The organism is Zobellella denitrificans (assembly GCF_002237365.1).
Lineage (GTDB): Bacteria > Pseudomonadota > Gammaproteobacteria > Enterobacterales > Aeromonadaceae > Oceanimonas > Oceanimonas denitrificans.
The window spans coordinates 25,246-46,407 of the sequence record NZ_NMUO01000009.1; the positions used below are offsets into that span (position 1 = coordinate 25,246).

16 protein-coding genes are annotated in these 21,162 nt (G+C 64.8%); 10 read left to right on the forward strand and 6 right to left on the reverse strand.

Annotation, left to right across the window (positions count from 1 at the left end; genetic code table 11):
* Window positions 1-4 precede the first annotated feature (4 nt).
* Together CGX12_RS03580 and ehuR are read right to left on the reverse strand one after the other, a co-directional pair.
* Window positions 5-1,024: a TRAP transporter substrate-binding protein gene (locus CGX12_RS03580; RefSeq protein ID WP_094038529.1), complete on the reverse strand. Its 1,020-nt coding sequence runs from the start codon at window positions 1,022-1,024 to the stop codon at window positions 5-7.
* 205 nt (window positions 1,025-1,229) lie between these two features.
* Entirely contained in the window at window positions 1,230-2,594 is a 1,365-nt protein-coding gene (gene ehuR, locus CGX12_RS03585) for a MocR-like ectoine utilization transcription factor EhuR (protein ID WP_198401793.1), read from the reverse strand.
* Between the two features lie 446 nt (window positions 2,595-3,040).
* Here ehuR and doeA point away from each other — a divergent pair, with 446 nt between their 5' ends.
* The 9 genes from doeA to CGX12_RS03630 all read left to right on the forward strand — a co-directional run bounded on the left by doeA (window position 3,041) and on the right by CGX12_RS03630 (window position 13,132).
* Window positions 3,041-4,228, forward strand: a complete 1,188-nt coding sequence (doeA, locus tag CGX12_RS03590) for an ectoine hydrolase DoeA (RefSeq protein ID WP_094038530.1) — start codon at window positions 3,041-3,043, stop codon at window positions 4,226-4,228.
* A gap of 7 nt (window positions 4,229-4,235) precedes the next feature.
* Window positions 4,236-5,237: a N(2)-acetyl-L-2,4-diaminobutanoate deacetylase DoeB gene (gene doeB, locus CGX12_RS03595; protein ID WP_094038531.1), complete on the forward strand. Its 1,002-nt coding sequence runs from the start codon at window positions 4,236-4,238 to the stop codon at window positions 5,235-5,237.
* Between the two features lie 106 nt (window positions 5,238-5,343).
* A complete protein-coding gene (locus CGX12_RS03600; protein ID WP_094038532.1) occupies window positions 5,344-5,823 on the forward strand; it encodes an Lrp/AsnC family transcriptional regulator in 480 nt (159 codons plus the stop codon).
* A gap of 468 nt (window positions 5,824-6,291) precedes the next feature.
* Window positions 6,292-7,809: an NAD-dependent succinate-semialdehyde dehydrogenase gene (locus tag CGX12_RS03605; RefSeq protein WP_094038568.1), complete on the forward strand. Its 1,518-nt coding sequence runs from the start codon at window positions 6,292-6,294 to the stop codon at window positions 7,807-7,809.
* Between the two features lie 53 nt (window positions 7,810-7,862).
* Window positions 7,863-9,269: an aspartate aminotransferase family protein gene (locus CGX12_RS03610; RefSeq protein ID WP_094038533.1), complete on the forward strand. Its 1,407-nt coding sequence runs from the start codon at window positions 7,863-7,865 to the stop codon at window positions 9,267-9,269.
* Between the two features lie 102 nt (window positions 9,270-9,371).
* A complete protein-coding gene (gene eutB / locus CGX12_RS03615; protein ID WP_094038534.1) occupies window positions 9,372-10,364 on the forward strand; it encodes a hydroxyectoine utilization dehydratase EutB in 993 nt (330 codons plus the stop codon).
* Between the two features lie 40 nt (window positions 10,365-10,404).
* Window positions 10,405-11,349: a cyclodeaminase gene (locus CGX12_RS03620; RefSeq protein ID WP_094038569.1), complete on the forward strand. Its 945-nt coding sequence runs from the start codon at window positions 10,405-10,407 to the stop codon at window positions 11,347-11,349.
* A gap of 98 nt (window positions 11,350-11,447) precedes the next feature.
* On the forward strand, window positions 11,448-12,242 hold the full coding sequence (locus CGX12_RS03625) for a maleate cis-trans isomerase family protein (RefSeq protein WP_094038535.1): 795 nt from the start codon (window positions 11,448-11,450) through the stop codon (window positions 12,240-12,242).
* Entirely contained in the window at window positions 12,239-13,132 is an 894-nt protein-coding gene (locus CGX12_RS03630; RefSeq protein ID WP_094038536.1) for a DMT family transporter, read from the forward strand. The genes CGX12_RS03625 and CGX12_RS03630 overlap by 4 nt, the downstream gene beginning before the upstream one ends.
* Window positions 13,133-13,440: 308 nt before the next feature.
* Here CGX12_RS03630 and lysS read toward each other — a convergent pair whose 3' ends face one another.
* Complete coding sequence (lysS, locus tag CGX12_RS03635) at window positions 13,441-14,925, reverse strand: lysine--tRNA ligase (RefSeq protein ID WP_176441991.1); 1,485 nt, start codon at window positions 14,923-14,925, stop codon at window positions 13,441-13,443.
* Between the two features lie 164 nt (window positions 14,926-15,089).
* Window positions 15,090-16,188, reverse strand: a protein-coding gene (gene prfB / locus CGX12_RS03640) for a peptide chain release factor 2 (RefSeq protein WP_096778432.1) whose coding sequence is annotated in 2 segments (ribosomal slippage) — window positions 15,090-16,112 and window positions 16,114-16,188 — 1,098 coding nt in all. Because the reading frame shifts where the segments join, the coding sequence is not laid out codon by codon here.
* Between the two features lie 200 nt (window positions 16,189-16,388).
* Here prfB and CGX12_RS03645 point away from each other — a divergent pair.
* Window positions 16,389-18,269, forward strand: coding sequence for a methyl-accepting chemotaxis protein (locus CGX12_RS03645; protein ID WP_094038537.1), 1,881 nt, complete (start codon window positions 16,389-16,391; stop codon window positions 18,267-18,269).
* A 62-nt stretch (window positions 18,270-18,331) separates the two neighbouring features.
* Here CGX12_RS03645 and recJ read toward each other — a convergent pair whose 3' ends face one another.
* Window positions 18,332-20,071, reverse strand: coding sequence for a single-stranded-DNA-specific exonuclease RecJ (gene recJ / locus CGX12_RS03650; RefSeq protein WP_438273029.1), 1,740 nt, complete (start codon window positions 20,069-20,071; stop codon window positions 18,332-18,334).
* A gap of 137 nt (window positions 20,072-20,208) precedes the next feature.
* Window positions 20,209-21,096 carry a site-specific tyrosine recombinase XerD gene (gene xerD, locus CGX12_RS03655; RefSeq protein WP_094038539.1) on the reverse strand — a complete coding sequence of 296 codons (888 nt, stop codon included), beginning with the start codon at window positions 21,094-21,096 and terminating at the stop codon, window positions 20,209-20,211.
* Window positions 21,097-21,162: the final 66 nt, after the last annotated feature.

Here is a 21,162-nt window from a genome sequence, read left to right on the forward strand (position 1 = left end):
GTTTTTACTTGCCCTTGGCGTCTTGCAGATCCGCTTCCATCTGCTCGAGGATCGCCTTGCCGGATTGGCCGGTCATTTCCACGAACTTGGCCTTGACCGGAGCGGACGCCTCGCGGAAGGCGGCGCGCTTGTCTTCGGCGAGCGACACGAACTGGATGCGCGGCTTGGCTGCCTTGATCTTGGCGATGGACTCGTCCTCCAGCCCCTGCTGGTAGTCGAGGATGTAGTCGGTGGCCTCGGCAATGGCTTTTTGTACCAGCGCCTGATCGTCATCGGACAGGCCGTCATAGAAATCCTTGTTGGCCATCACCGCGGTGGTGAAGATGTTGTGGCCGATGTCGGTGATCACCTCGGTCACCTCGTACATCTTGGTGGACTCGATGAAGAACATGGGGTTTTCCTGGCCCTGGATCATCTTGGTCTGCAGGGCGCCGAACACTTCACCCCAGGGCAGCGGGGTGGGCACGGCGCCGAAGGACTTGTAGGTTTCCACAAGCAGCGGCGAGGTCATTACCCGGATCTTGACCCCGTTCAGCTCGGCCGGGCTCTCGAAGGGCGCCTGGGTGGTGATGTGTACCCGCCCTTCCGGGAACATGCTCAGCAGCTCCAGCCCCTTGTCGGCGTACAGGGCCGGGAAATGTTCGGTAATGACCTTGGAGTTCTTGAAGAAGTAGTTGATTTCACTTTGCTTTTCCGGGATCACATAAGGCATCAGGAAGACCTGGGCCTCGGGGATCAGGCTGCCGGTAAAGCCGGGGGACTGGTCCACGAACTGCAGTATGCCGGCCTGGGCCTGCTCCATCACGTCCACCGACTCGCCCAGGGTGCCGAAGGGGTAGATCTGCACCTTGTGATCCGAGTTGGCCTCGATCACTTCCTTGAACTTGGTGGCGTACACTCCCTGTACTTCGGTCAGGCTTTCCTCGATCGCGTACTTCCAGGTGGCGGCACTTACCTGCAGTGAGGCCAGGGCCAGGGCGGCGACGGACAGCTTGGTGGTCAGACCCGGTGATTTCTTGCTCATATCAGTAGTCCTTCTGATGGTTGGTTCCACGTTACACAAATGTAAAAAGCGACTTCATTGACAGACAGCTTCTCGAACGACCTCCGTTCAATTTGTCCTGACATTGCCTTGTGACAATTTTATAACATTCATACTAACCGGAGCCTGCCGTCGTTTTTTTTCGTGTCGGGCCCGGCCAGCTTGCGACTTCTTCTGTAATCGCCCCTCACAACAGAAAATGTGTGGGCGGCGGCGGCGCGTTGAGCATGTCCGCCAGCAACTGCAGGCCATGACGCACCCGTTGGCGGCTGCTTTCACTGCCCAGGCTGAGCCTGACCCGGCCGAGCCGGCGTTCCGGATCGACCACGAAGGGCTGGTAGCCGGTGATCAGGATATTGGTCTGCAGGGCGGAACTCACCAGCTCATCGGCGCCCCAGCCTTCCGGCAGGCGCAGCCACAGGTGCATGCCGTGTTCGTGGCAGTCGTACTCGAAACCCGACAGTATCTCCCGCGCCAGCCGCTGGCGGACGGCGAACTCCTGCTGCTGGAAGGCGATCTGCCGCGCCAGGCTGCCATCCTGGATCCAGCGGCTGGCCACCTCGAACACCAGGGGGGTGGCCATCCAGCTGGAGGCCGCCAGCCGTGCCACGCAGTGCTGCATCAGGTGGCGCGGGGCCACCAGAAAGCCGCAGCGCAGGCCGGGCGCCACCGTCTTGGTCAGGCCGGTGACGTAGAACGCCTGATCCGGCAACAGGCTCGACAAGGGCGGCAGCCGGTCCGGCTCCAGGGCACCGTAGACGTCGTCCTCGATCACCATCAGGTGATGGCGCCGCGCTATCTCGGCAATGGCCTCGCGCCGCTCCGGCCCCATATGGCAACTGGCCGGGTTGCTCATGCTGGGGGTACAGCACAGCACCTTGATTTTTTTCTTGCGGCAGGCCTCTTCCAGGGCGGCGGGAATGATGCCCTCCCGATCGGTGGGCAGGCCGCACAGGCGCACGCCCAGCATGCGCGAGCGGGCGATCAGGCCGTGATCCACCAGCTCCTCGCAGGCCACCAGATCTCCCGGTTGCAGCAGCACCCCCATGGCCAGCATCAGGCCCTGGGAGGCGCCGTTGCACAGCAGCACCCGCTCCGGCTCCGCCGGCAGTTTCTGGCTGTCCAGCCAGTGGGCGACCGCCTCCAGGTGGGCGCGCTGGCCCTGCACCGGACGCATGGCCCCGATCAGGGCGTCGGTATTGCCCTGGCCGATACGTACCAGGGTGTCGCCGAACAGCCGGGACAACTCGCTGGTGCAGACTGGATGGGCGATGGACAGATCGATGGCCCGGCCCTCGGTATCCTTGTCCTCGACCAGCATCAGCTCGGTTTCCTTGCCGGCGCCGTAGTCGCTGACGAAGGTGCCGCTGCCCACGCAGGCGGTGACCAAGCCGTGCTTCTCCGCATAGGCATAGGCGTTGCTCACCGTCTGCACGCTCACCTGCAGTTGTTCCGCCAGCACCCTGTGGGTGGGCAGGCGGGTGCCGGGCAGCAGCTCTCCACGGGCGATAGCCTCTTCCAGCGCCTTGGCGATGGCCAGGTATTTGGGCATTCCGGTTTTCAATAACGGTTGAATATTAATTGTCATAGTTCAATAAATTCATTGACACAAATAAATGCACTGATGTGTACTAGCGCCCGAAGCAACATACTAGGACAATAAGCGGTACCAATCCAGTCTTTTGGCCGATTGTCATGATTGCAGGGACGAATTGTATTAGTTAGGCGCTATGGGCCCCGGCCCGACGAGGTAACACTCATGGATAACCACAGCCTGAACCCCATCCTGCTTCTGCCAGCCTTGGCGACGGTATTCCCTTCCCTTCTGCGTGAGCGAACGCGAGGCCAGCTTCCGCTGGATCGCTGAGCAGCGGTTGTGTCGGCATCGCCGGCACAACCGCAGTACCCAACTCCAAAAAAACCGCCATCAAGCCGCTGTCTGCCCCCTGGGCCGGCAGGGATTGGTGGTCCCGATTGCCAGACATAGAGATAGCTCTCATGCATAACCATGTACCCAACTTCTCCCTCGAGGAGTACCAGACCCGGCTGGCCAAGGTGCGCGCCGCCATGGAGCGGCACGAAATCCAGACCCTGATCGTGCACGATCCGTCCAACATCGCCTGGCTCACCGGCTACGACGGCTGGTCCTTCTACACCCCCCAGGTGGCGGTGGTGGGGCCGGCCGGCGAGCCGATCTGGTACGGCCGGCAGATGGACTCCAACGGTGCCAAACGCACCGTCTACCTGCAGGAGGAGAACATCACCTGGTATCCTGACTACTACGTGATGAACCCGCCCCTGCACGCCATGGAGTACCTGGCCAACCAGATCCTCAAGCCGCGCGACTGGGCCCGGGGCAATATCGGCATCGAGATGGACAACTACTACTTCAGCCCCACCGCCTACCTGGCGCTGAAGGAAAACCTGCCCGAAGCCCAGCTGGTGGACGCCACCGCCCTGGTCAACTGGTGCCGGGCGGTGAAATCCGAGGCCGAACTGCGCTACATGCGCATCGCCGCCCGCATCGTGGAGAACATGCACCAGGCCGCCTTCGAGATGATCGAGCCCGGCCTGCCCAAGAACCGGCTGGTGGCCGAGATCTACCGGGTGGCGATGGAAGGTCACGAAGGTCATTTCGGCGACTACCCGGCCATAGTGCCCATGCTGCCCTCGGGCAAGGACGCCTCGGCCCCGCACCTGACCTGGGACGAACGCCCTTTCAACAACAACGAAGGCACCTTCTTCGAAATCGCCGGCTGCCACCGCCGCTACCACTGCCCGCTGTCGCGCACCATCTACCTGGGCCAGCCCAGCGATGACTTCCTGCGCGGGGAAGAGGCGCTCAACGCCGCCCTCGAAGCCGGCCTGGCCGCCGCCAAGCCCGGCAACCGCTGCGCCGACATCGCCGATGCCCTCAACGCCGTGTTGTCGGACTACGGCTTCAACCGGGAAGGCGCCCGCTGTGGCTACCCCATCGGCCTGAGCTATCCGCCTGACTGGGGCGAGCGCACCATGAGCCTGCGCAACACCGACCAGACCATACTGGAGCCGGGCATGACCTTCCACTTCATGCCGGGACTCTGGCTGGACGACTGGGGCATAGAGACCACAGAGAGCATGGTGATCACCGAGACCGGGGTGGAAACCCTGTGCAACTATCCCCGCAAGCTGTTTGTAAAGAGGTAACCAGACAATGCAGGCAACCACCATTACCCCCACCGTCGACTTTGAGCGGGACGGCAAGCAGCACGGTTTTCTCAAGCTGCCCTACTCCAGCGATCAATCCGCCTGGGGCTGCATCATGATCCCGGTCACCGTGGTGAAAAACGGCGAGGGCCCCACCGCCCTGCTCACCGGCGGCAACCACGGCGACGAATACGAGGGCATCACCGCCCTGTTCAAGCTGGCCAACAGCCTGGAGCCCGAGCAGGTACGGGGCCGGGTGATCATAGTGCCGGCCATGAACTACCCGGCGGTGCGCAACGGCAGCCGCACCTCGCCCATCGACAAGGGCAACATGAACCGCAGCTTTCCGGGCAACCCGGCGGGCAGCATGACGGAGCGCATCGCCGACTACTTCAACCGCTACCTGGTACCGATGTGCGACTACGCCCTGGACATCCATTCCGGCGGCAAGACCCTGGACTTCATCCCCTTCTCCGCCGCCCACCGGCTGCCGGATCCGGCCCAGGAGGCCGCCTGCATCGAGGGCGCCAAACTGTTCGGCGCCCCCAACGTGGTGGTGATGTTCGAGCTGGACACCGCCTCCCTCTACGACACGGCGGTGGAATCCCAAGGCAAGGTGTTCGTCACCACCGAACTGTGCGGCGGCGGCACCAGCAGCCCCGAGACCATCGCCCTGGCGGACCGGGGGGTGCACAACTTCCTGATCTTCGCCGGTATCACCCGGGGCGACTACCGCCTGCCCGACACCCCGCCGCGCCTGCTCGACATGCCCGACGGCTCCTGCTACATGATGAGCGAGCACCAGGGCCTGCTGGAGCTGTGTGTTTCCCTGGGCGACCGGGTCAGGGCGGGCGATCTGGTGGCACGCATCCACAGCCTGGAGCGCACCGGCCAGCCGCCGGCGGAATACCGGGCCAAACGCGACGGCATTCTCGCCGGCCGCCGCCACCCGGCGCTGATCGACATCGGCGACACCTTCGCGGTGCTGGCGGTCGAGCTCGACGCCTGAACATCACTTAAGATAAGTACTTGAGCAAAAAGGGCTGCTGGTTGCCACCGGCGGCCTTTTGTATACTCAAGCCATCAAGATTGCACAGCAACAAGCAGGAAGCCCCATGCGTCTGGATCGCTACGACATCAAAATTTTGCAAATCCTGCACCAGCAGGGCCGCATCACCAAATCCGGCCTGGCCGAGGCCATCAACCTCTCGGTCAGCCCCTGCTGGGAGCGGGTCAAACGGCTGGAGGACGCCGGCATCATCCAGGGCTACGGCGCCCGCATCAACACCGAAGTGCTGTTCAGGCGCTCGCCGGTGCTGGTGGAAGTCAGCCTCAAGCAGCACAGCGCCGAAGCCTTTAACCGCTTCGAGCAGGCCATGCTGCAGTGCGACCAGGTAGTGGACTGCTACGCCACCGGCGGCGGCGTCGACTATATCCTCAAGGTGATGTGCGACGGCATCGACCAGTACCAGCGGCTGATCGACAGCTGGCTCACCTCCGGGCTCGGCATAGAACGCTACTTCACCTATATCGTCACCAAGACCATCAAGCAGCAGCAGCCCAGGCTGGAATTCGCGGCGGAATACAAGGAGTAGGACGGGGATCAACAGTCTCCAGTTTGTGGACGACCTGTCTGTTATAACCCGGGAAGCCGGCCAAAGGGCCAGCTCCGCCGATACGCCGCGGTAGATGACACTCGCCGCTTCAGCCAGCTGCGAACATTCACTGGATGTTCGGTCAGGCTGAAGCAACTCGTCACGGCGAGACAAGCTCGCCCCAGGTGGGCTCGAAATGCCATCCATGGCATTTCATGGTCGGCGGAGCCGTTCCCTTTGTCCGCCTGTTTTAACATGGGTGTTGCCTGTTTACGTCAGCCCGGGCTGGGACAGTAGTCCGTTATCCCCCACCTTTCTCTCCCCTCCAGAAAAAAACAATTTTTTAACCTCGGTTATCAGAAAAATCGCCCCGCCAACGCCGGGGCAACAAAAAGTATCTCCCCGCCATCGCTCCTAGAATGACCTCATAGCAACAACCTGTACCCAAACAACGAATTGGTGGTGTTTATGAGCCTTACCCTCAAGCATGTATCAGACAGCAAGGTCACCGAAGCCATTATGCCCTATCTCAAGGATCCCCGGCTGGTTCGCGAACTGGCCTATGTCAACGGCAAATGGGTCAACGGCAACGACGATCTGGCCGTGATCAACCCGGCCACCGACGACATCATCGGTCACTGCACCCAGCTGCAGCCGCTGCAGGTCAGCCAGGCCATCGACGCCGCCGAACGCGCCTTCCCGGCCTGGCGGGCACTGCTGGCCGACGAGCGCGCCGCCATCCTGATGCGCTGGCACGATCTCATCCTCGACAACAAGGAAGACCTGGCGGTGCTGATGGTGCTGGAGCAGGGCAAGAGCCTGAGTGATGCCCGCGGCGAAATCGACTACGGCGCCTCCTTTATCCGCTGGTTCGCGGAAGAGGCCCGTCGCGCCTACGGCGAGACCATTCCCAGCCATATTCCCAACGCCCAGCTGGCCACCCTGCGCGAGCCCATCGGCGTGGCGGCGTTGATCACGCCCTGGAACTTCCCCAGCGCCATGATCACCCGCAAGGCGGCGGCGGCCCTGGCCATCGGCTGCACCGTGCTGGTCAAGCCGGCCAACGAAACCCCCTTCTCCGCCCTGGCGCTGGCCGAGCTGGCCGAGCGCGCCGGCTTCCCGGCCGGGGTCTACAACGTGATCACCGGTGACGGCGCCGAGGTGTGCGACGTGCTGTGCCGCTCCGACAAGGTCAAGGCGCTGTCCTTCACCGGCTCCACCCGGGTCGGCAAGCTGCTGCTGGAGCAGGCCGCGGCCACCGTCAAGAAGTGCTCCATGGAGCTCGGCGGCAACGCCCCCTTCATCGTGCTGCCGGACATGGACATCAGCGCGGCCGCCAGGGCGGCGGTGGACGCCAAGTTCCAGACCGCCGGGCAGGACTGCCTGGCCGCCAACCGCATTTTCGTGCCGCGCGCCAGGTATGAAGACTTCCTCGCCGCCTTCGCCGCCGAGATGGCCAAGATCCAGGTGGGCAACGGCTTCGACGAGGGCGTGACCATGGGCCCGCTGATCTTCCGCCAGGCGGTGGACAAGGCCCAGGCCATCGTCGATGACGCCCTCGCCAAGGGCGCCCGGCTGATTGCCGGCGACCAGCGCCAGGCGCCGGGCACCAACTTCTTCATGCCGACCCTGCTGGCCGACGTGACCCCGGAGATGAAGGTATTCCGCGAGGAGAACTTCTGCCCGGTGGCCGGGGTGCTGCCCTACGACAGCATCGACGAGCTGATCCCCCTGGCCAACGACACCGAATACGGCCTGGCCGCCTATGTGTACGGCCACGACATCCGCCATATCTGGCAGCTGATGCGCGGCCTGGAGTTCGGCATGGTGTCGGTCAACTCGGTGAAGATGACCGGCCACCCCATCCCCTTCGGCGGGGTGAAGCAGTCGGGCCTGGGCCGCGAAGGCAGCCGTCACGGCTTCGATGAATACAGCCAGATCAAGTACTACTGCCTGGGTGCCATGCCGACCGTTAGCGGCAGCTGAGACCAGGACTGAACACCCATACCGGATTGAACGCTATCAAGGGAGCGACCACCATGACCATAGATACCAAAAAGCTGCTCGAAATCGACCGCAACACCGTGTTCCACGCCTCCACCCACCTGAAGCAGTACGCTCATGGTGAAGTGGGCGGCCGCATCATCACCGGCGCCCAGGGCATCCGCATCCAGGACTCCGAAGGCGTGGAGCTGATTGACGCCTTCGCCGGCCTGTACTGCGTGAACATCGGCTACGGCCGCACCGAAATGGCCGAGGCCATCTACGAGCAGGCCAAGAAGCTGGCCTACTACCACACCTATGTGGGCCACACCAACGAGGCGCTGATCGAGCTGTCCGACCGTATCATCAAGATGGCCCCCGCCGGCATGAGCAAGGTGTACTACGGCATGTCCGGCAGCGACGCCAACGAAACCCAGCTCAAGCTGGTGTGGTACTACAACAACGCCCGTGGCCTGCCCCAGAAGAAAAAGGTGATCTCCCGGGATCGCGGCTACCATGGCTCCAGCATCGCGTCCGGCTCCATGACCGGCCTGCCGCTGTTCCATGCCCACTTCGACCTGCCGCTGGAGCGCATCAAGCACACCATAGCGCCGGTCTACTACCGCCGCCCCGACGACAACATGAGCGAGCTGGAGTTCTCCAGGTACTGCGCCGCCAAGCTGGAAGAGATGATCCTGGCGGAAGGGCCGGACACCGTCGCCGCCATGATCGGCGAGCCGGTACTGGGCACCGGTGGCATAGTGCCGCCGCCCGAGGGCTACTGGGCCGAGATCCGCAAGGTGCTCGACAAGTACGACATCCTGCTGATCGCCGACGAAGTGGTGTGCGGTTTCGGTCGCCTGGGTGCCGACTTCGGCTCCCTCTACTACGACATGAAGCCGGACCTGATGACGGTCGCCAAGGGCCTGACCTCCGCCTATCAGCCGCTGTCCGGCGTGATCGTGGGCGAGAAGGTATGGAAGGTGCTGGAACAGGGCACCGATCAGTGGGGTGCCATCGGCCACGGCTACACCTATTCCGGCCACCCCATGGGTGCCGCTTCCGCCCTGTGCAACCTGGACATCATCGCCCGTGAAAACCTGGTCGGTAATGCCCGTGACACCGGTGCCTACCTGCAGCAGCGCATGCAGCAAACCTTTGCCGAGCACCCGCTGGTGGGCGAAAGCCGCGGCGTGGGCCTGCTGCACGCCCTGGAGTTCTCCAGCAACAAGGCCAGGCGCGAGCACTTCGATCCCAACCTCAAGGTGGGCCCGCAGATCGCCGCCGCCTGTCTGGAGCAGGGCCTGATCGCCCGCGCCATGCCCCACGGCGACATCCTGGGCTTTGCCCCGCCGCTGGTGGTCACCAAGGGCGAGGTGGATGACATCGTCGAGCGCACCGCCAAGGCGGTGAACAAGGTCACCGACAAGCTGGTCCGCAGCGGTGAGTGGAACGCCAAGTAAATAGACGAAAGCCGGAAGCTTTCAGCTTTCAGCAAATATCACTCAGCCAGGTTCGCCCGCCGAACCTGGCTTTTGCGGTCATCACCACCAGAGAGGCAAAGGATGCCAGCAACGGATGTACTCCCCGACCTGTCGCGGATCTATCGGGCCCGGCAGGCACTGCAAGGCCAGGTGGCGCGCACGCCCCTGATCCGCTCCGAGGCCCTGTCGCGCCGCTTCGCCTGCGAGGCCTGGCTCAAGCTCGAAACCCTCCAGCCCATCGGCGCCTTCAAGCTGCGCGGCGCCACCTTCGCCATGAGCCGGCTCGGCCCGGAACAGCGCCAGGCCGGCGTGGTCACCTGCTCCACCGGCAACCACGGCCGTGCCATCGCCTATGCCGGCCAACGGCTCGGCATTCACACCGTGATCTGCATGTCCCGGCTGGTCCCGGCCAACAAGGTCGAGGCCATCCGGGCCCTGGGCGCCGAGGTGCGCATCATCGGCAATTCCCAGGACGAGGCCGAGGTGGAAGCCCTGCGCCTGGTCGAAGAGCAGGGCATGGTCTACCTGCCGCCCTTCGATCACCCGGACATCATTACCGGCCAGGGCACCATCGGCCTGGAGATCCTGGAGGACCTGCCGACCGTCGACACCGTCTTCGCCGGCCTGTCCGGGGGCGGCCTGGTGGGCGGCATCGGCATCGCCCTCAAGGGCATCAAGCCCACGGTGGAGCTGGTCGGCGTCACCATGGACAGGGGCGCGGCCATGGTGGCCAGCCTGGAGGCGGGCCAGCCGGTGCAGGTGACCGAATACGAATCCTTCGCCGACAGCCTGGGCGGCGGTATCGGCCTGCACAACCGCTACAGCTTCGAGGCGGTGCGCCGGCACATGGACAGGGCCTACCTGGTCAGCGAAGCCGCCATCGCCAGCGCCATGGTGCACTTCGTCGAGCACGAGAAGATGCTGGTGGAAGGCGCCGCCGTGGTGGGCGTGGCCGCCATCGAGCAGCACAGCCTGGACGTGCGCGGCAAGCAGGTGGTGTTCGTGGTCAGCGGCCACAACGTGGCGCTGGACACCTTCGACCGGGCCCGGGCGCTGGCGGCGGCATCGCGCTGACCGACACCCCCCATCAGGACATTCCGCTTTGGAGCAAAACATGAAGATTTATCATAAAGCGCAAATCACCGAGGTCACCGGCCTGACCGACGACGCCCTGGCGGCGGTGGAAGCCGGTTTCGCCGCCCTAGGCCGGGGCGAGGTCACCATGCCGCCGGTGCTCAGCATGAACATCGGCGAGAGCAACGGCGAGGTGGACGTCAAGACCGCCCATATCCGCGGCCAGGAGCGGTTCGCCCTCAAGATAAGCTCCGGCTTTTTCGACAACCCCAAACTTGGCCTGTCCAGCCTCAACGGCCTGATGATACTGTTTTCGGCCAAAACCGGGGTGGTGGACTCGGTGCTGTTCGACGAAGGCTATCTCACCGACATCCGCACCGCCCTGGCCGGCGCCATCGCCGCCAAACACCTGTCGCGGCCGGACAGCGGCTCGGTGGCGGTGATCGGCGCCGGCCTGCAGGCCGAACTGCAGGTTGCGGCCCTGGGCCTGGTGCGCCCGATACGGGAAGTGCATGTGTTCGCCCGCAACCGCGAAAGGATGCTCGCCTACCAGGACACCATGGCACACCAATACGGCCTGCCGGTAACCCTGCACCAGAGCGCGGCCGCCGCCTGCGCCCGGGCCGACATCGTCGTGACCACCACGCCGGCCTCCAGCCCGGTGCTGCACTGGGCCGACCTGCGCCCCGGCACCCACGTGACCGCCATGGGTTCGGACAACGGCCACAAGAACGAGCTGGAGCCGGCGATACTGGCCAACGCCGACGCCCTGGTGGTGGACAGGCGCAGCCAGTCGGAGACCATCGGCGAGCTGCACCACTTCCCCGGTCCTTTTACCAAGCCGGTGTTTGAGCTGGGCCAGGTGATTGCCGAGGGGCTTGGCCTGCGCACCGCCCCCGAGCAGATCACCGTCTGCGACCTGAGCGGCACCGGGGTCCAGGACACCGCCATCGCCAACTACACCGCCGCCCGCCTGGGTGGCTGAAGGGTAACATTAGCGAAACAGAGTCAAAGTGGGCAGGTGGCCGAAACCACCTGCAGCTGGCCGATCCCCTCGGCCCGGATTGCGCAAGGACACGCATCATGCCTCAAGCCCAAGACGCCTTTTCCGCCCTGGAACGGCCCTATACCTTTACCACCCAGCCGCGCCAGGCCCGGGCCCGTATCGGCCTGGTACAACTGGCCAGCGACTACACCCTGGAGAACGACTGGCACCGCCTGGCGGAAGCAGGGATAGAGATCTACAGCACCCGCATGGCCTACAACAGCGTGATGACGCCGGACTCCCTCAGGGCCACGGCGGACAGCATCGCGGACGCCTCCGCCCTGGTGGCCCCTGGGCTGGAGCTCGATGTGATGGCCTTCGGCTGCACCTCCGCCAGCATGCTGATCGGCAGCGACGGCGTGGCCGAACGCCTGACCCGGGATCGTCCCGGCCTGCCCGCCACCAACCCCTGGCAGGCCAGCCTCTGCGCCCTGCGCCACCTCGGCATCCGGCGGCTGGCGGTGCTCACGCCCTATAACACCGAGGTCAACCATTCCCTGTACCGGGGCCTGCAGGACGCCGGCTTCGAGATAGTGGCCTTCGGCGCCTTCGGCCTGACCCTGGACACCGAGATCCCCGCCATCCATACCGACGCCATCATGGCCGCCACCGCCGATCTGCTGGCTGGCTGCCGGGCCGAGGGGGTCTTCTTCTCCTGTACCAACCTGCGGGCGATGGCGATACTGGAAGAGATGGAACGGCGTTTCGGCCTGCCCATGGTGTCATCCAACCAGGCGCTGTTCTGGCACGCCCTGCACCTGGCCGGCCAGCAACCGGAGATCGCCGGCTTCGGCCGGCTGTTGCGCACGCCATCCACGGAGGTGGTGCCATGAATCCGAGGCTCAACGGCATGCTGCTGTCCACCGCCGGGGTGGTGCTGCTGTCGCCGGATATCCTGGTGGTACGCTGGGTACCGCTGGATCACGGCTCCCTGCTGTTCTGGCGGGGGATATTGCTGTTTTTCGGCTTCGGCGCCGTGGCCCTGTACCGCTACCGCGGCCAGCTGGGGCCCAGGCTGCGGGAAGGCGGCCTGGCCGGCCTGGGCTGCGCGCTCAGCTTCGCCCTCACCACCTACTGCTTTACCCAGTCGATGAAGCTGACCAGCCCCACCGCCGCCATGATGATCATCAGCACGGCACCGGTGTTCGCCGCCGTACTGGCCTGGCTGTGGCTGCGGGAAAGCGCCAGCCGCCGCACCCTGATCACCATCGCCATCACCCTGGCCGGCATCGGCATCATAGTGGCGGACAAGGACGGCCACAACAGCCTGGCGGGCAATCTCTACGCCCTGGGCGCCGCCCTGTTCATGGCGGTCAACTTCAATATCGCGCGCCGGGCCGCGCCCCGGGATCTCAGCCCCATGCTGATCCTGGGCGGCCTCTTCGCCTCCGCGCTGGCGCTGCTGCACACGCCGGTTCCGACCCTGCCGGGCGCCACCGAGCTGGGGGTGATGGCGCTGACCGCCGCCTTGCTGATGCCCATCGGCTTCACCCTGCTGCAGCTGGCGCCGCGCTATATCCAGGCCACCGAGGTCAGCCTGTTCCTGCTGCTGGAGGCGGTGCTGGGACCGCTCTGGGTCTGGCTGGTGCTGGGCGAGGCGCCGGGCGAGCGGACCCTGCTGGGCAGCCTGGTGGTCTGCGCCGGCCTGCTGTTCCACTGCCTCGGCCAGTTGCCGAGAAACCGCGCCGGCCTGCCCCCCGCCGCCAGCCCGCCCATGGTTTGAAGACCAGTTATGACTGTTTAGGATCATTTGCAAAGCTTGCTCTGTCACCACTCAGCAAAGAGTCAACAGGGCCACCTCCACCGACACGCTGCGAGCACATCCCTGTGGCGCTCGGCACATGCCGTCCCTGGCATGTGACGGTCGGTGGGGGCAATCCCTGTTGCCTCTTCCAAGCTCCAGCGCTGTCTAACGCCCGAGTCAACAGGCGACAATGAAACGTTGGGGAGGACAACAGTCCTCAAACCGGTTCTAAAAACAAAAAAGCCGGTCGAGGACCGGCTTTGAACTATCCCGCGGTATGCCCGGACTCAGCGCTGTGGGCGCAGGGTCGGGAACAGGATAACGTCGCGGATGGTGTGGGAGTCGGTCAGCAGCATCACCAGGCGGTCGATGCCGATGCCCTGGCCGGCGGTGGGCGGCAGGCCGTGCTCCAGGGCGGTGACGTAGTCCTCGTCGTAGAACATGGCTTCGTCGTCGCCCGCTTCCTTCTGCTCCACCTGATCGCGGAAACGCTGGGCCTGATCCTCGGCGTCGTTCAGCTCGGAGAAGCCGTTGGCGATTTCGCGGCCGCCGATAAAGAACTCGAAGCGATCGGTGATGCTCGGGTCGTTGTCGTTGCGGCGCGCCAGCGGGGACACTTCCGCCGGGTACTCGGTGATGAAGGTCGGCTGGTTCAGGCGGTGCTCGGCGGTCTCCTCGAAGATCTCGGTGATCACCCGGCCCAGGCCCCAGGACTTCTCGACCTTGATCTTGAGATCCTTGGCCACTTCGCAGGCGCCGTCATAGGTGGCCAGTTGCTCCAGGGTCACCTCGGGGTTGTACTTGAGGATGGCGTCCTTCATGCTCAGGCGCGCGAAGGGCTTGCCGAAGTCGAACACTTCCTCACCGTATTTCACCTCGGCGGTGCCCAGTACCTGGGTCGCCACGGTGCGCAGCATCTCTTCGGTGAAGTCCATCAGGTCGCGGTAGTCGGCGTAGGCCCAGTAGAACTCCATCATGGTGAACTCGGGGTTGTGGCGCGGCGACAGGCCTTCGTTGCGGAAGTTGCGGTTGATCTCGAACACCTTCTCGAAACCGCCCACCACCAGCCGCTTGAGGTACAGCTCGGGGGCGATGCGCAGGTACATGTCCAGATCCAGCGCATTGTGGTGGGTGATGAAGGGGCGGGCCGAGGCGCCGCCGGGGATCACCTGCATCATGGGGGTTTCCACTTCCATGAAGCCGTGGCTGTTCATGAACTGGCGGATGGCCGCCATCACCTGGGAGCGCACCTGGAAGGTGCGGCGGGAGTCTTCGTTGGTGATCAGATCCAGGTAGCGCTGGCGGTAGCGGGTTTCCTGATCCGACAGGCCGTGGAACTTCTCGGGCAGGGGACGCAGCGCCTTGGTGAGCAGCTTGAATTCATCCAGGTTGACGTAGAGATCGCCCTTGCCGGACTTGTGCAGCACCCCCTTGACCCCGATGATGTCGCCGATGTCCAGGCCGCCGTACTGATCCTTGATGATCTGCTGGGCTTCCTTGGTGGCGTAGGCCTGGATGCGGCCGGACATGTCCTGCAGGGCCAGGAAGGGGCCGCGCTTGGCCATGATGCGGCCGGCCACGGACACCACCTTGCCCAGGGCTTCGAGGGCGTCCTTGTCGTGCTCGCCGAATTCGGCCTGCAGATCGCCGGCCAGGTGTTCGCGGCGGAAGTCGTTGGGGTGCGCGTTGGCCGGGCAGTCCTTGCGGATCTGCTCGAGCTTGGCACGGCGCTCGGCAATGAGTTTGTTCTCGTCTTGTAGCTGCTCTGTCATGATTAAGCCTTGTTTGAATCTTGTTTTGAGCCCTTCTGCCCGCCAGGGCCGGGGGCAGCCACGCCAACACGCAGCAAGTACATCCATGTATGCTCGACGATGGCATCCCTGCCATCGACGGTTGGCTTAGGCTGCCCCCGCCCCGGCTGACCGGTTCCGGGGAATTACAGCCCGGACTTGAGGCTGGCTTCGATAAACTTGTCCAGGTCGCCGTCCAGCACCGACTGGGTGTTGCGGGTTTCGACCCCGGTGCGCAAGTCCTTGATGCGGGCGTCGTCCAGCACGTAGGAGCGGATCTGGCTGCCCCAGCCGATGTCGGACTTGCTGTCTTCCAGCGCCTGCTTCTCGGCGTTCTGCTTCTGCAGCTCCAGCTCGTACAGCTTGGCCTTCAGCTGCTTCATCGCCTGATCCCGGTTCTTGTGCTGGGAGCGGTCGTTTTGGCACTGCACCACTATGCCGGTGGGCTCGTGGGTAATGCGCACCGCCGAGTCGGTTCTGTTGACGTGCTGACCGCCGGCGCCGGAGGCGCGGTAGGTGTCGACCCGCAGATCCGCCGGGTTGATTTCGATTTCGATGTCTTCATCGATCTCGGGGTACACGAAGGCGGAGCAGAAGGAGGTGTGGCGACGACCGCCGGAGTCGAACGGCGACTTGCGCACCAGCCGGTGCACGCCGGATTCGGTACGCAGCCAGCCGTAGGCGTATTCGCCGCTGAACTTGACGGTGGCGGACTTGATGCCGGCCACTTCCCCTTCGGACAGTTCGATGATCTCGGTCTTGAAGCCGCGGGCCTCGCCCCAGCGCAGGTACATGCGCAGCACCATGTTGCACCAGTCCTGGGCCTCGGTGCCGCCGGAGCCGGCCTGCAGATCCAGGTAGCAGTCGGATCCGTCCTGTTCGCCGGAGAACATGCGGCGGAATTCCAGATCCGCCAGTTTCTTTTCCAGCGTGTCCAGTTCGGCCTTGGATTCCTCGAAGGTGTCTTCGTCTTCTTCTTCCACCGCCAGCTCGACCAGGCCACCGATATCCTCTATGCCCTGATCCAGCTCGTCCAGGGTGCCGACCACCCCTTCCAGGGCGGCCCTTTCCTTACCCAGTGCCTGGGCGCGCTCGGGCTGGTTCCACACATCCGGCTGTTCCAGCTCGGCGTTTACCTCTTCCAGACGCTCTTTCTTGGCATCGTAGTCAAAGGTACCCCCTAAGGAGCTGTGCCCGTTCAGACAGCTCCTTGAGTTTGTTGTACACAGGGTTTACTTCAAACATGGGTCGACTGACTCTCTGTTGTGCTGAGTGAGTGTGTTTGGCGGCTCGCCAAAATCAGGGCGCTTATTCTACCGAAAGCCGGCCCTGAACGCAGCAGGCCATGACCAGATTCCGGGCAACTATCAATATTTAGTTTCGATTAAGTTTTACCGGGCTGCCGTCGATATAATGAGTCACCGCCACCAACCAGAATAAAAAAAGTGAACAACCTTAAATTAAAGCACAAGATTCTGTTAAGTTTTGTCGCTGCCATTGTTATTACCGCCCTGACCCTCAGCGGCCTCGGCTTTCGGGACATGAAGGCACAGCTCTATCAGGGCAGCGAGGCGCTGGTGTCCGGCCTGGCGCAGAAGGAAGCCGAAAAGGTGGCCGAATGGCTGGGCAGCCGCCAGGCCATGCTGGGCGCCGCCGCCAAACAGCTGGGAGACAATCCCCTCTCTCCCCTGCAACTGGTGCAGGAGGCCGGTGATTTCCAGCTCGGCTTTTACGGCACGGCCGCAGGTGTCATGCACGACAGCGACCCCGGCATCGATCGCTCCGGTTACGACCCGCGCAGCCGCCCCTGGTATCAACAGGCGCAACAGGCAAACGGCGCCATCGTCACCCCGCCCTATCTGGACGCCGCCTACAAGGTGCTGGTGGTCACCCTGGCCCGGCCGGTGCAGCAAAACGGCCGTCTGGCCGGGGTGATCGGCGGCGATGTGGCCATCACCAGCCTGATCGAGGACATCAACGCCATCCGCCTGCCGGCCCGGGGCTACGCCATGATGCTCGACAGCAACGGTACCCTGATCGCCCACCGGGATCAGGCCCGGGTGCTGCAGCCGGCCACCGGCCTGGACGCCAACCTCGGCACCGCCAACCTGAGCCGCTGGCAGCAGGACAGCCGCCTGCACCCGGTGACCCTGGCCGGCGAGCACAAGCTGGTTTATGTGCAGCCGGTGCCGGGCAGCGACTGGCAACTGCTGTTCGTGCTCGACAAGGCCGCCCTGGAAGCGCCGCTTGCCACCCTGCTGTGGCAACAGCTGGGCCTGGCCGCCCTGGTGATCGCCGCCGCCGTGGTGCTGATCGGCCTGCTGGTGCAGGTGTTGCTGGCCCCCCTGGTCAGGGTTTCCCGCGCCCTGGCCCAGATCGCCGACGGCCGGGGCGATCTCACCCAGCGCATCCGCCTCAACAGCCAGGACGAAGTGGGCCAGCTGGCCGCCAGCTTCAACCGCTTCGTCGGCAGCCAGGCGGAGTTGATCCGCCAGATCCGCAGCCAGGCCGGGCACCTGGGAGCCAATGCCGAGCAGGCCTCGGTGCGCGCCAACCAGACGGTGACCGAACTCGGCCGCCAGCAGCAGGAAGTGACCATGGTCGCCACCGCGGTGACCGAAATGGCCTCCGCCACCCAGGAGATCGCCCACAACGCCGAACAGACCGCCACCGCCGCCCAGCAGTCCACGGCCAGCACCGAGCAGGGCAAGCAGCTGGTGCACAAGACAAGGGATTCCATCCAGTCCCTGGCACGGGAAATGGAACAGGCCTCCTCGGTGATAGTGCGCCTGGATCAGCACGCCAAGGACATTTCCAGCGTGCTGGCCACTATCCAGGGCATCGCCGAGCAGACCAACCTGCTGGCGCTCAACGCCGCCATCGAGGCGGCCCGGGCCGGGGAACAGGGGCGCGGTTTCGCGGTGGTGGCGGACGAGGTGCGGGTACTGTCCCAGCGCACCCACGCCTCCACCGAGGAAATCCAGGACACCATCAGCACCCTGCAACAGGCCACCAACGAGGCGGTGAAACTGATGGACACCAGCCGCAACCTGGCGGAGCTGAGCGTGGAAGATGCCGAGGCCGCCGCCCAGGCGCTGGCGGAGATCACCACGGCGGTAGGCCTGATCTCGGACATGGCCAGCCAGATCGCCACGGCGGCGGAAGAGCAGAGCCAGGTGACCGGGGAGATCACCCAGAACACCACTGCCATCAAGGACGTGGCCGACGAGCTGGCCGAGGACGCGAGCCAGTCCCTGCAGCAGTCGAAAGAGCTGCACAAACAGGCGGGCGAACTGAACGGCCTGGTGAGCGCCTTTACCCTGTAACAAGGTAAGGGGTGAAGGGGTGGAGCAAGGATCCAAGCCCCATCCCTCACCCCTCACGCGACCTACAGCGGGGCCAGCTGCTCCACCAGCAATTGCAGCTGGCGCCGCCCCTTCCATTCGTTCACGTCCAGCTTGTACACCAGTTCCACCTTCTGGATGGCGGCGTTGGGCCACGTGGCCAAATCCACGTTGAAGGCGATGCCGTCGAACAGGGTGCGCCCCTCGTCCGGACTCAGCACCAGCTTGAGGTGCTTCTCGCCCACCAGCCGCTGCTGGATGATGCGGAACTCGCCGTCGAACAGCGGCTCGGGAAAGGCCTGGCCCCAGGGGCCGGCGAAGCGCAGCTGCTCGGCCAGTTCCAGGGTCAGCTCATGGACCGCCAGTTCGCCGTCGGTGAGGATGTCCCCGGCCAGCAGCTCGGGGCTGACCCAGTCGTCCACCATCCGCTCGAAGGCGTCCTTGAACGGGGCCAGCGCCGCCTTGGTCAACGACAGCCCCGCCGCCATGGCGTGGCCGCCGAACTTGGTGATCAGGCCCGGATGGCGGCTGTTGATGGCCTCCAGCAGATCCCGCAGGTGTACCCCGGGAATGGAGCGGCCCGAGCCCTTGAGTTCGTCCTCGCCCGCCTCGGCGAAGGCGATCACCGGGCGGAAGTAGCGTTCCTTGATGCGCGAGGCCACCAGTCCCACCACCCCCTGGTGCCAGTCGTCCTGGTGCAGCACCAGGCCGGCGGGCAGCTCGCCGTCGTCGATACGCACCCGGGCCAGGCTGGCCAGGGCCTCCTGCTGCATGCTGGCCTCGATGGCCTTGCGCTCCCGGTTGAGTTCGTCCATCAGCGCCGCCAGCCGGCGGGCCTCGTCCAGGTTGTCGCTGAGTAGGCAGGCCACCCCCATCGACATGTCGTCGAGCCGGCCCACGGCATTGAGCCGGGGACCGAGGGCGAAGCCCAGATCCGAGGCGGTCAGCCGGGCCTGGCTGCGGCCGGAGATGTCGATCAACGCCTGGATGCCGGGTCGCACCCGGCCGGCGCGCATGCGCTGCAGGCCCTGGTGCACCAGCACCCGGTTGTTGCCGTCCAGGGCCACCACGTCCGCCACGGTGCCGAGCGCCACCAGATCCAGGTAGTCCGCCATGTTGGGCGCCGTGATCCCCCGTTGCTCGAACCAGCCCTGCTCGCCCAGGGCCGAACGCAGCGCCAGCAGCAGGTAGAAGGCCACCCCCACTCCGGCCAGGTTCTTGGAAGGAAAGTCGCAGCCGTGCTGGTTGGGGTTGACGATGGCGTCCGCCTCGGGCGTCTCCTCGCCGGGCAGGTGGTGATCGGTGACGATCACCTGCATGCCCGCCGCCCTGGCCGCCGCCACCCCACTGATGCTGGAAATGCCATTGTCCACGGTGATCAGCAGTTCGGCGCCCAGGGCCGCCGCCTCGTCCACCACCTGGGGGCTCAGGCCGTAGCCGTAGTCGAAGCGGTTGGGCACCAGGTAACCGACCCGCCGCGCGCCCATGGCGCGCAGGCCGTGCACCATCAGCGCCGAGCTGGTGGCGCCGTCGCAGTCGAAATCGCCCACGATCAGTATGCTGCGCTGCTGCTCCAGAGCCTCGGCCAGCAGCCGCACCGCCTCGGCCATGCCCTTGAAGCCGGGCTTGAGCAGGGCCCCGGCCTGCAGGTTGAGCTGCTCGGGTTGCACCAGGCCACGGCTGGCATAGAGCCGCTGCAGCAGCGGGGAAAGCTCGGCGGGCAACCGATGGGGCACGACTTCACGCCGGCGGATGGGCAATCGGGAACGGACGGACATGGGCAAGACTTGTTTTTAAACGGGCCGACCACACTAACCGCGCCGGGGGGAATTTGCAACGACCCGCCGTAGACAGAGCCGGAAGCGATAAGCTTGAAGCGGGAAGCCATCTCTTCCAGCCTCCGGCTTATGGCTTCCAGCTTCTATCCCCTGGGATGATGCTGCTCGTGCAGGACGCTGAGCCGGTGGTTGGCCACATGGGTGTAGATCTGGGTGGTGGACAGGTCCGAGTGGCCCAGCAGCAGCTGCACCACCCGCAGGTCGGCGCCGTGGTTGAGCAGGTGGGTAGCGAAGGCGTGGCGCAGGGTGTGGGGCGACAGCTCCATGGTGATGCCGGCGCGCAGGGCATAATGCTTGATGCGGTGCCAGAAGGTCTGGCGGGTCATCTGCCGGGCCCGGCGCGAGGGGAACACCACGTCCGACGGCTGCTCGCCCAACAGCACCGGCCGCGCCTCCTTGAGATAGCGGGTCAGCCAGTACAGCGCCTCCTCCCCCATGGGCACCAGCCGCTCCTTGTTGCCCTTGCCGGTCACCCGCACCAGGCCCTGGCGCAGGCTGACGCTCTCCATCGACAGGCTCACCAGCTCGCTCACCCGCAAGCCGGTGGCATAGAGCAGCTCCAGCATGGCCTTGTCGCGCAGCTCCAGGGGGTCGCCCACCTCCGGCGCCTGCAGCAGGCGGGACACCTGCTGCTCGCTCAAATCCTTGGGCAAGCGTTTGGGCAGCTTGGGGCCGGCGATCAGCACGCTGGGATCGTCGGCGCGCAACTGCTCCCGGTGCAGGTACTGGAAGAAGCGGCGCAGCACGCTCAGCATGCGCGCCGTGCTGCTGGCCTTGAAGCCCAGATCCAGCCGGTGCGCCAGGTACTGCTGCAGGGTGAGGCCGTCCACCGCCAGCAGGCTGCCGCCCTCGCCGTCCAGCCAGGCGGCGAAGTGGGTCAGATCGCTGCGGTAGGAAGCCAGGGTGTTGTCCGACAGTCCCTTCTCCAGCCAGAGGGCGTCGACAAATTGTTCCACCAGGGGATGGCTCATGCTTACTCCGGGCTCTGCCCTGTACGCGGGCTTCTGTTATGATAGGGCCCTTGTCTGCTGAGATGA

Coding starts and splice junctions, on each gene's coding strand:
- CGX12_RS03580 (WP_094038529.1), bottom strand. CDS start 1,024: ATGAGCAAGAAATCACCGGGTCTGACCACCAAGCTGTCCGTCGCCGCC.
- ehuR (WP_198401793.1), bottom strand. CDS start 2,594: ATGCCCAAATACCTGGCCATCGCCAAGGCGCTGGAAGAGGCTATCGCC.
- doeA (WP_094038530.1), top strand. CDS start 3,041: ATGCATAACCATGTACCCAACTTCTCCCTCGAGGAGTACCAGACCCGG.
- doeB (WP_094038531.1), top strand. CDS start 4,236: ATGCAGGCAACCACCATTACCCCCACCGTCGACTTTGAGCGGGACGGC.
- CGX12_RS03600 (WP_094038532.1), top strand. CDS start 5,344: ATGCGTCTGGATCGCTACGACATCAAAATTTTGCAAATCCTGCACCAG.
- CGX12_RS03605 (WP_094038568.1), top strand. CDS start 6,292: ATGAGCCTTACCCTCAAGCATGTATCAGACAGCAAGGTCACCGAAGCC.
- CGX12_RS03610 (WP_094038533.1), top strand. CDS start 7,863: ATGACCATAGATACCAAAAAGCTGCTCGAAATCGACCGCAACACCGTG.
- eutB (WP_094038534.1), top strand. CDS start 9,372: ATGCCAGCAACGGATGTACTCCCCGACCTGTCGCGGATCTATCGGGCC.
- CGX12_RS03620 (WP_094038569.1), top strand. CDS start 10,405: ATGAAGATTTATCATAAAGCGCAAATCACCGAGGTCACCGGCCTGACC.
- CGX12_RS03625 (WP_094038535.1), top strand. CDS start 11,448: ATGCCTCAAGCCCAAGACGCCTTTTCCGCCCTGGAACGGCCCTATACC.
- CGX12_RS03630 (WP_094038536.1), top strand. CDS start 12,239: ATGAATCCGAGGCTCAACGGCATGCTGCTGTCCACCGCCGGGGTGGTG.
- lysS (WP_176441991.1), bottom strand. CDS start 14,925: ATGACAGAGCAGCTACAAGACGAGAACAAACTCATTGCCGAGCGCCGT.
- xerD (WP_094038539.1), bottom strand. CDS start 21,096: ATGAGCCATCCCCTGGTGGAACAATTTGTCGACGCCCTCTGGCTGGAG.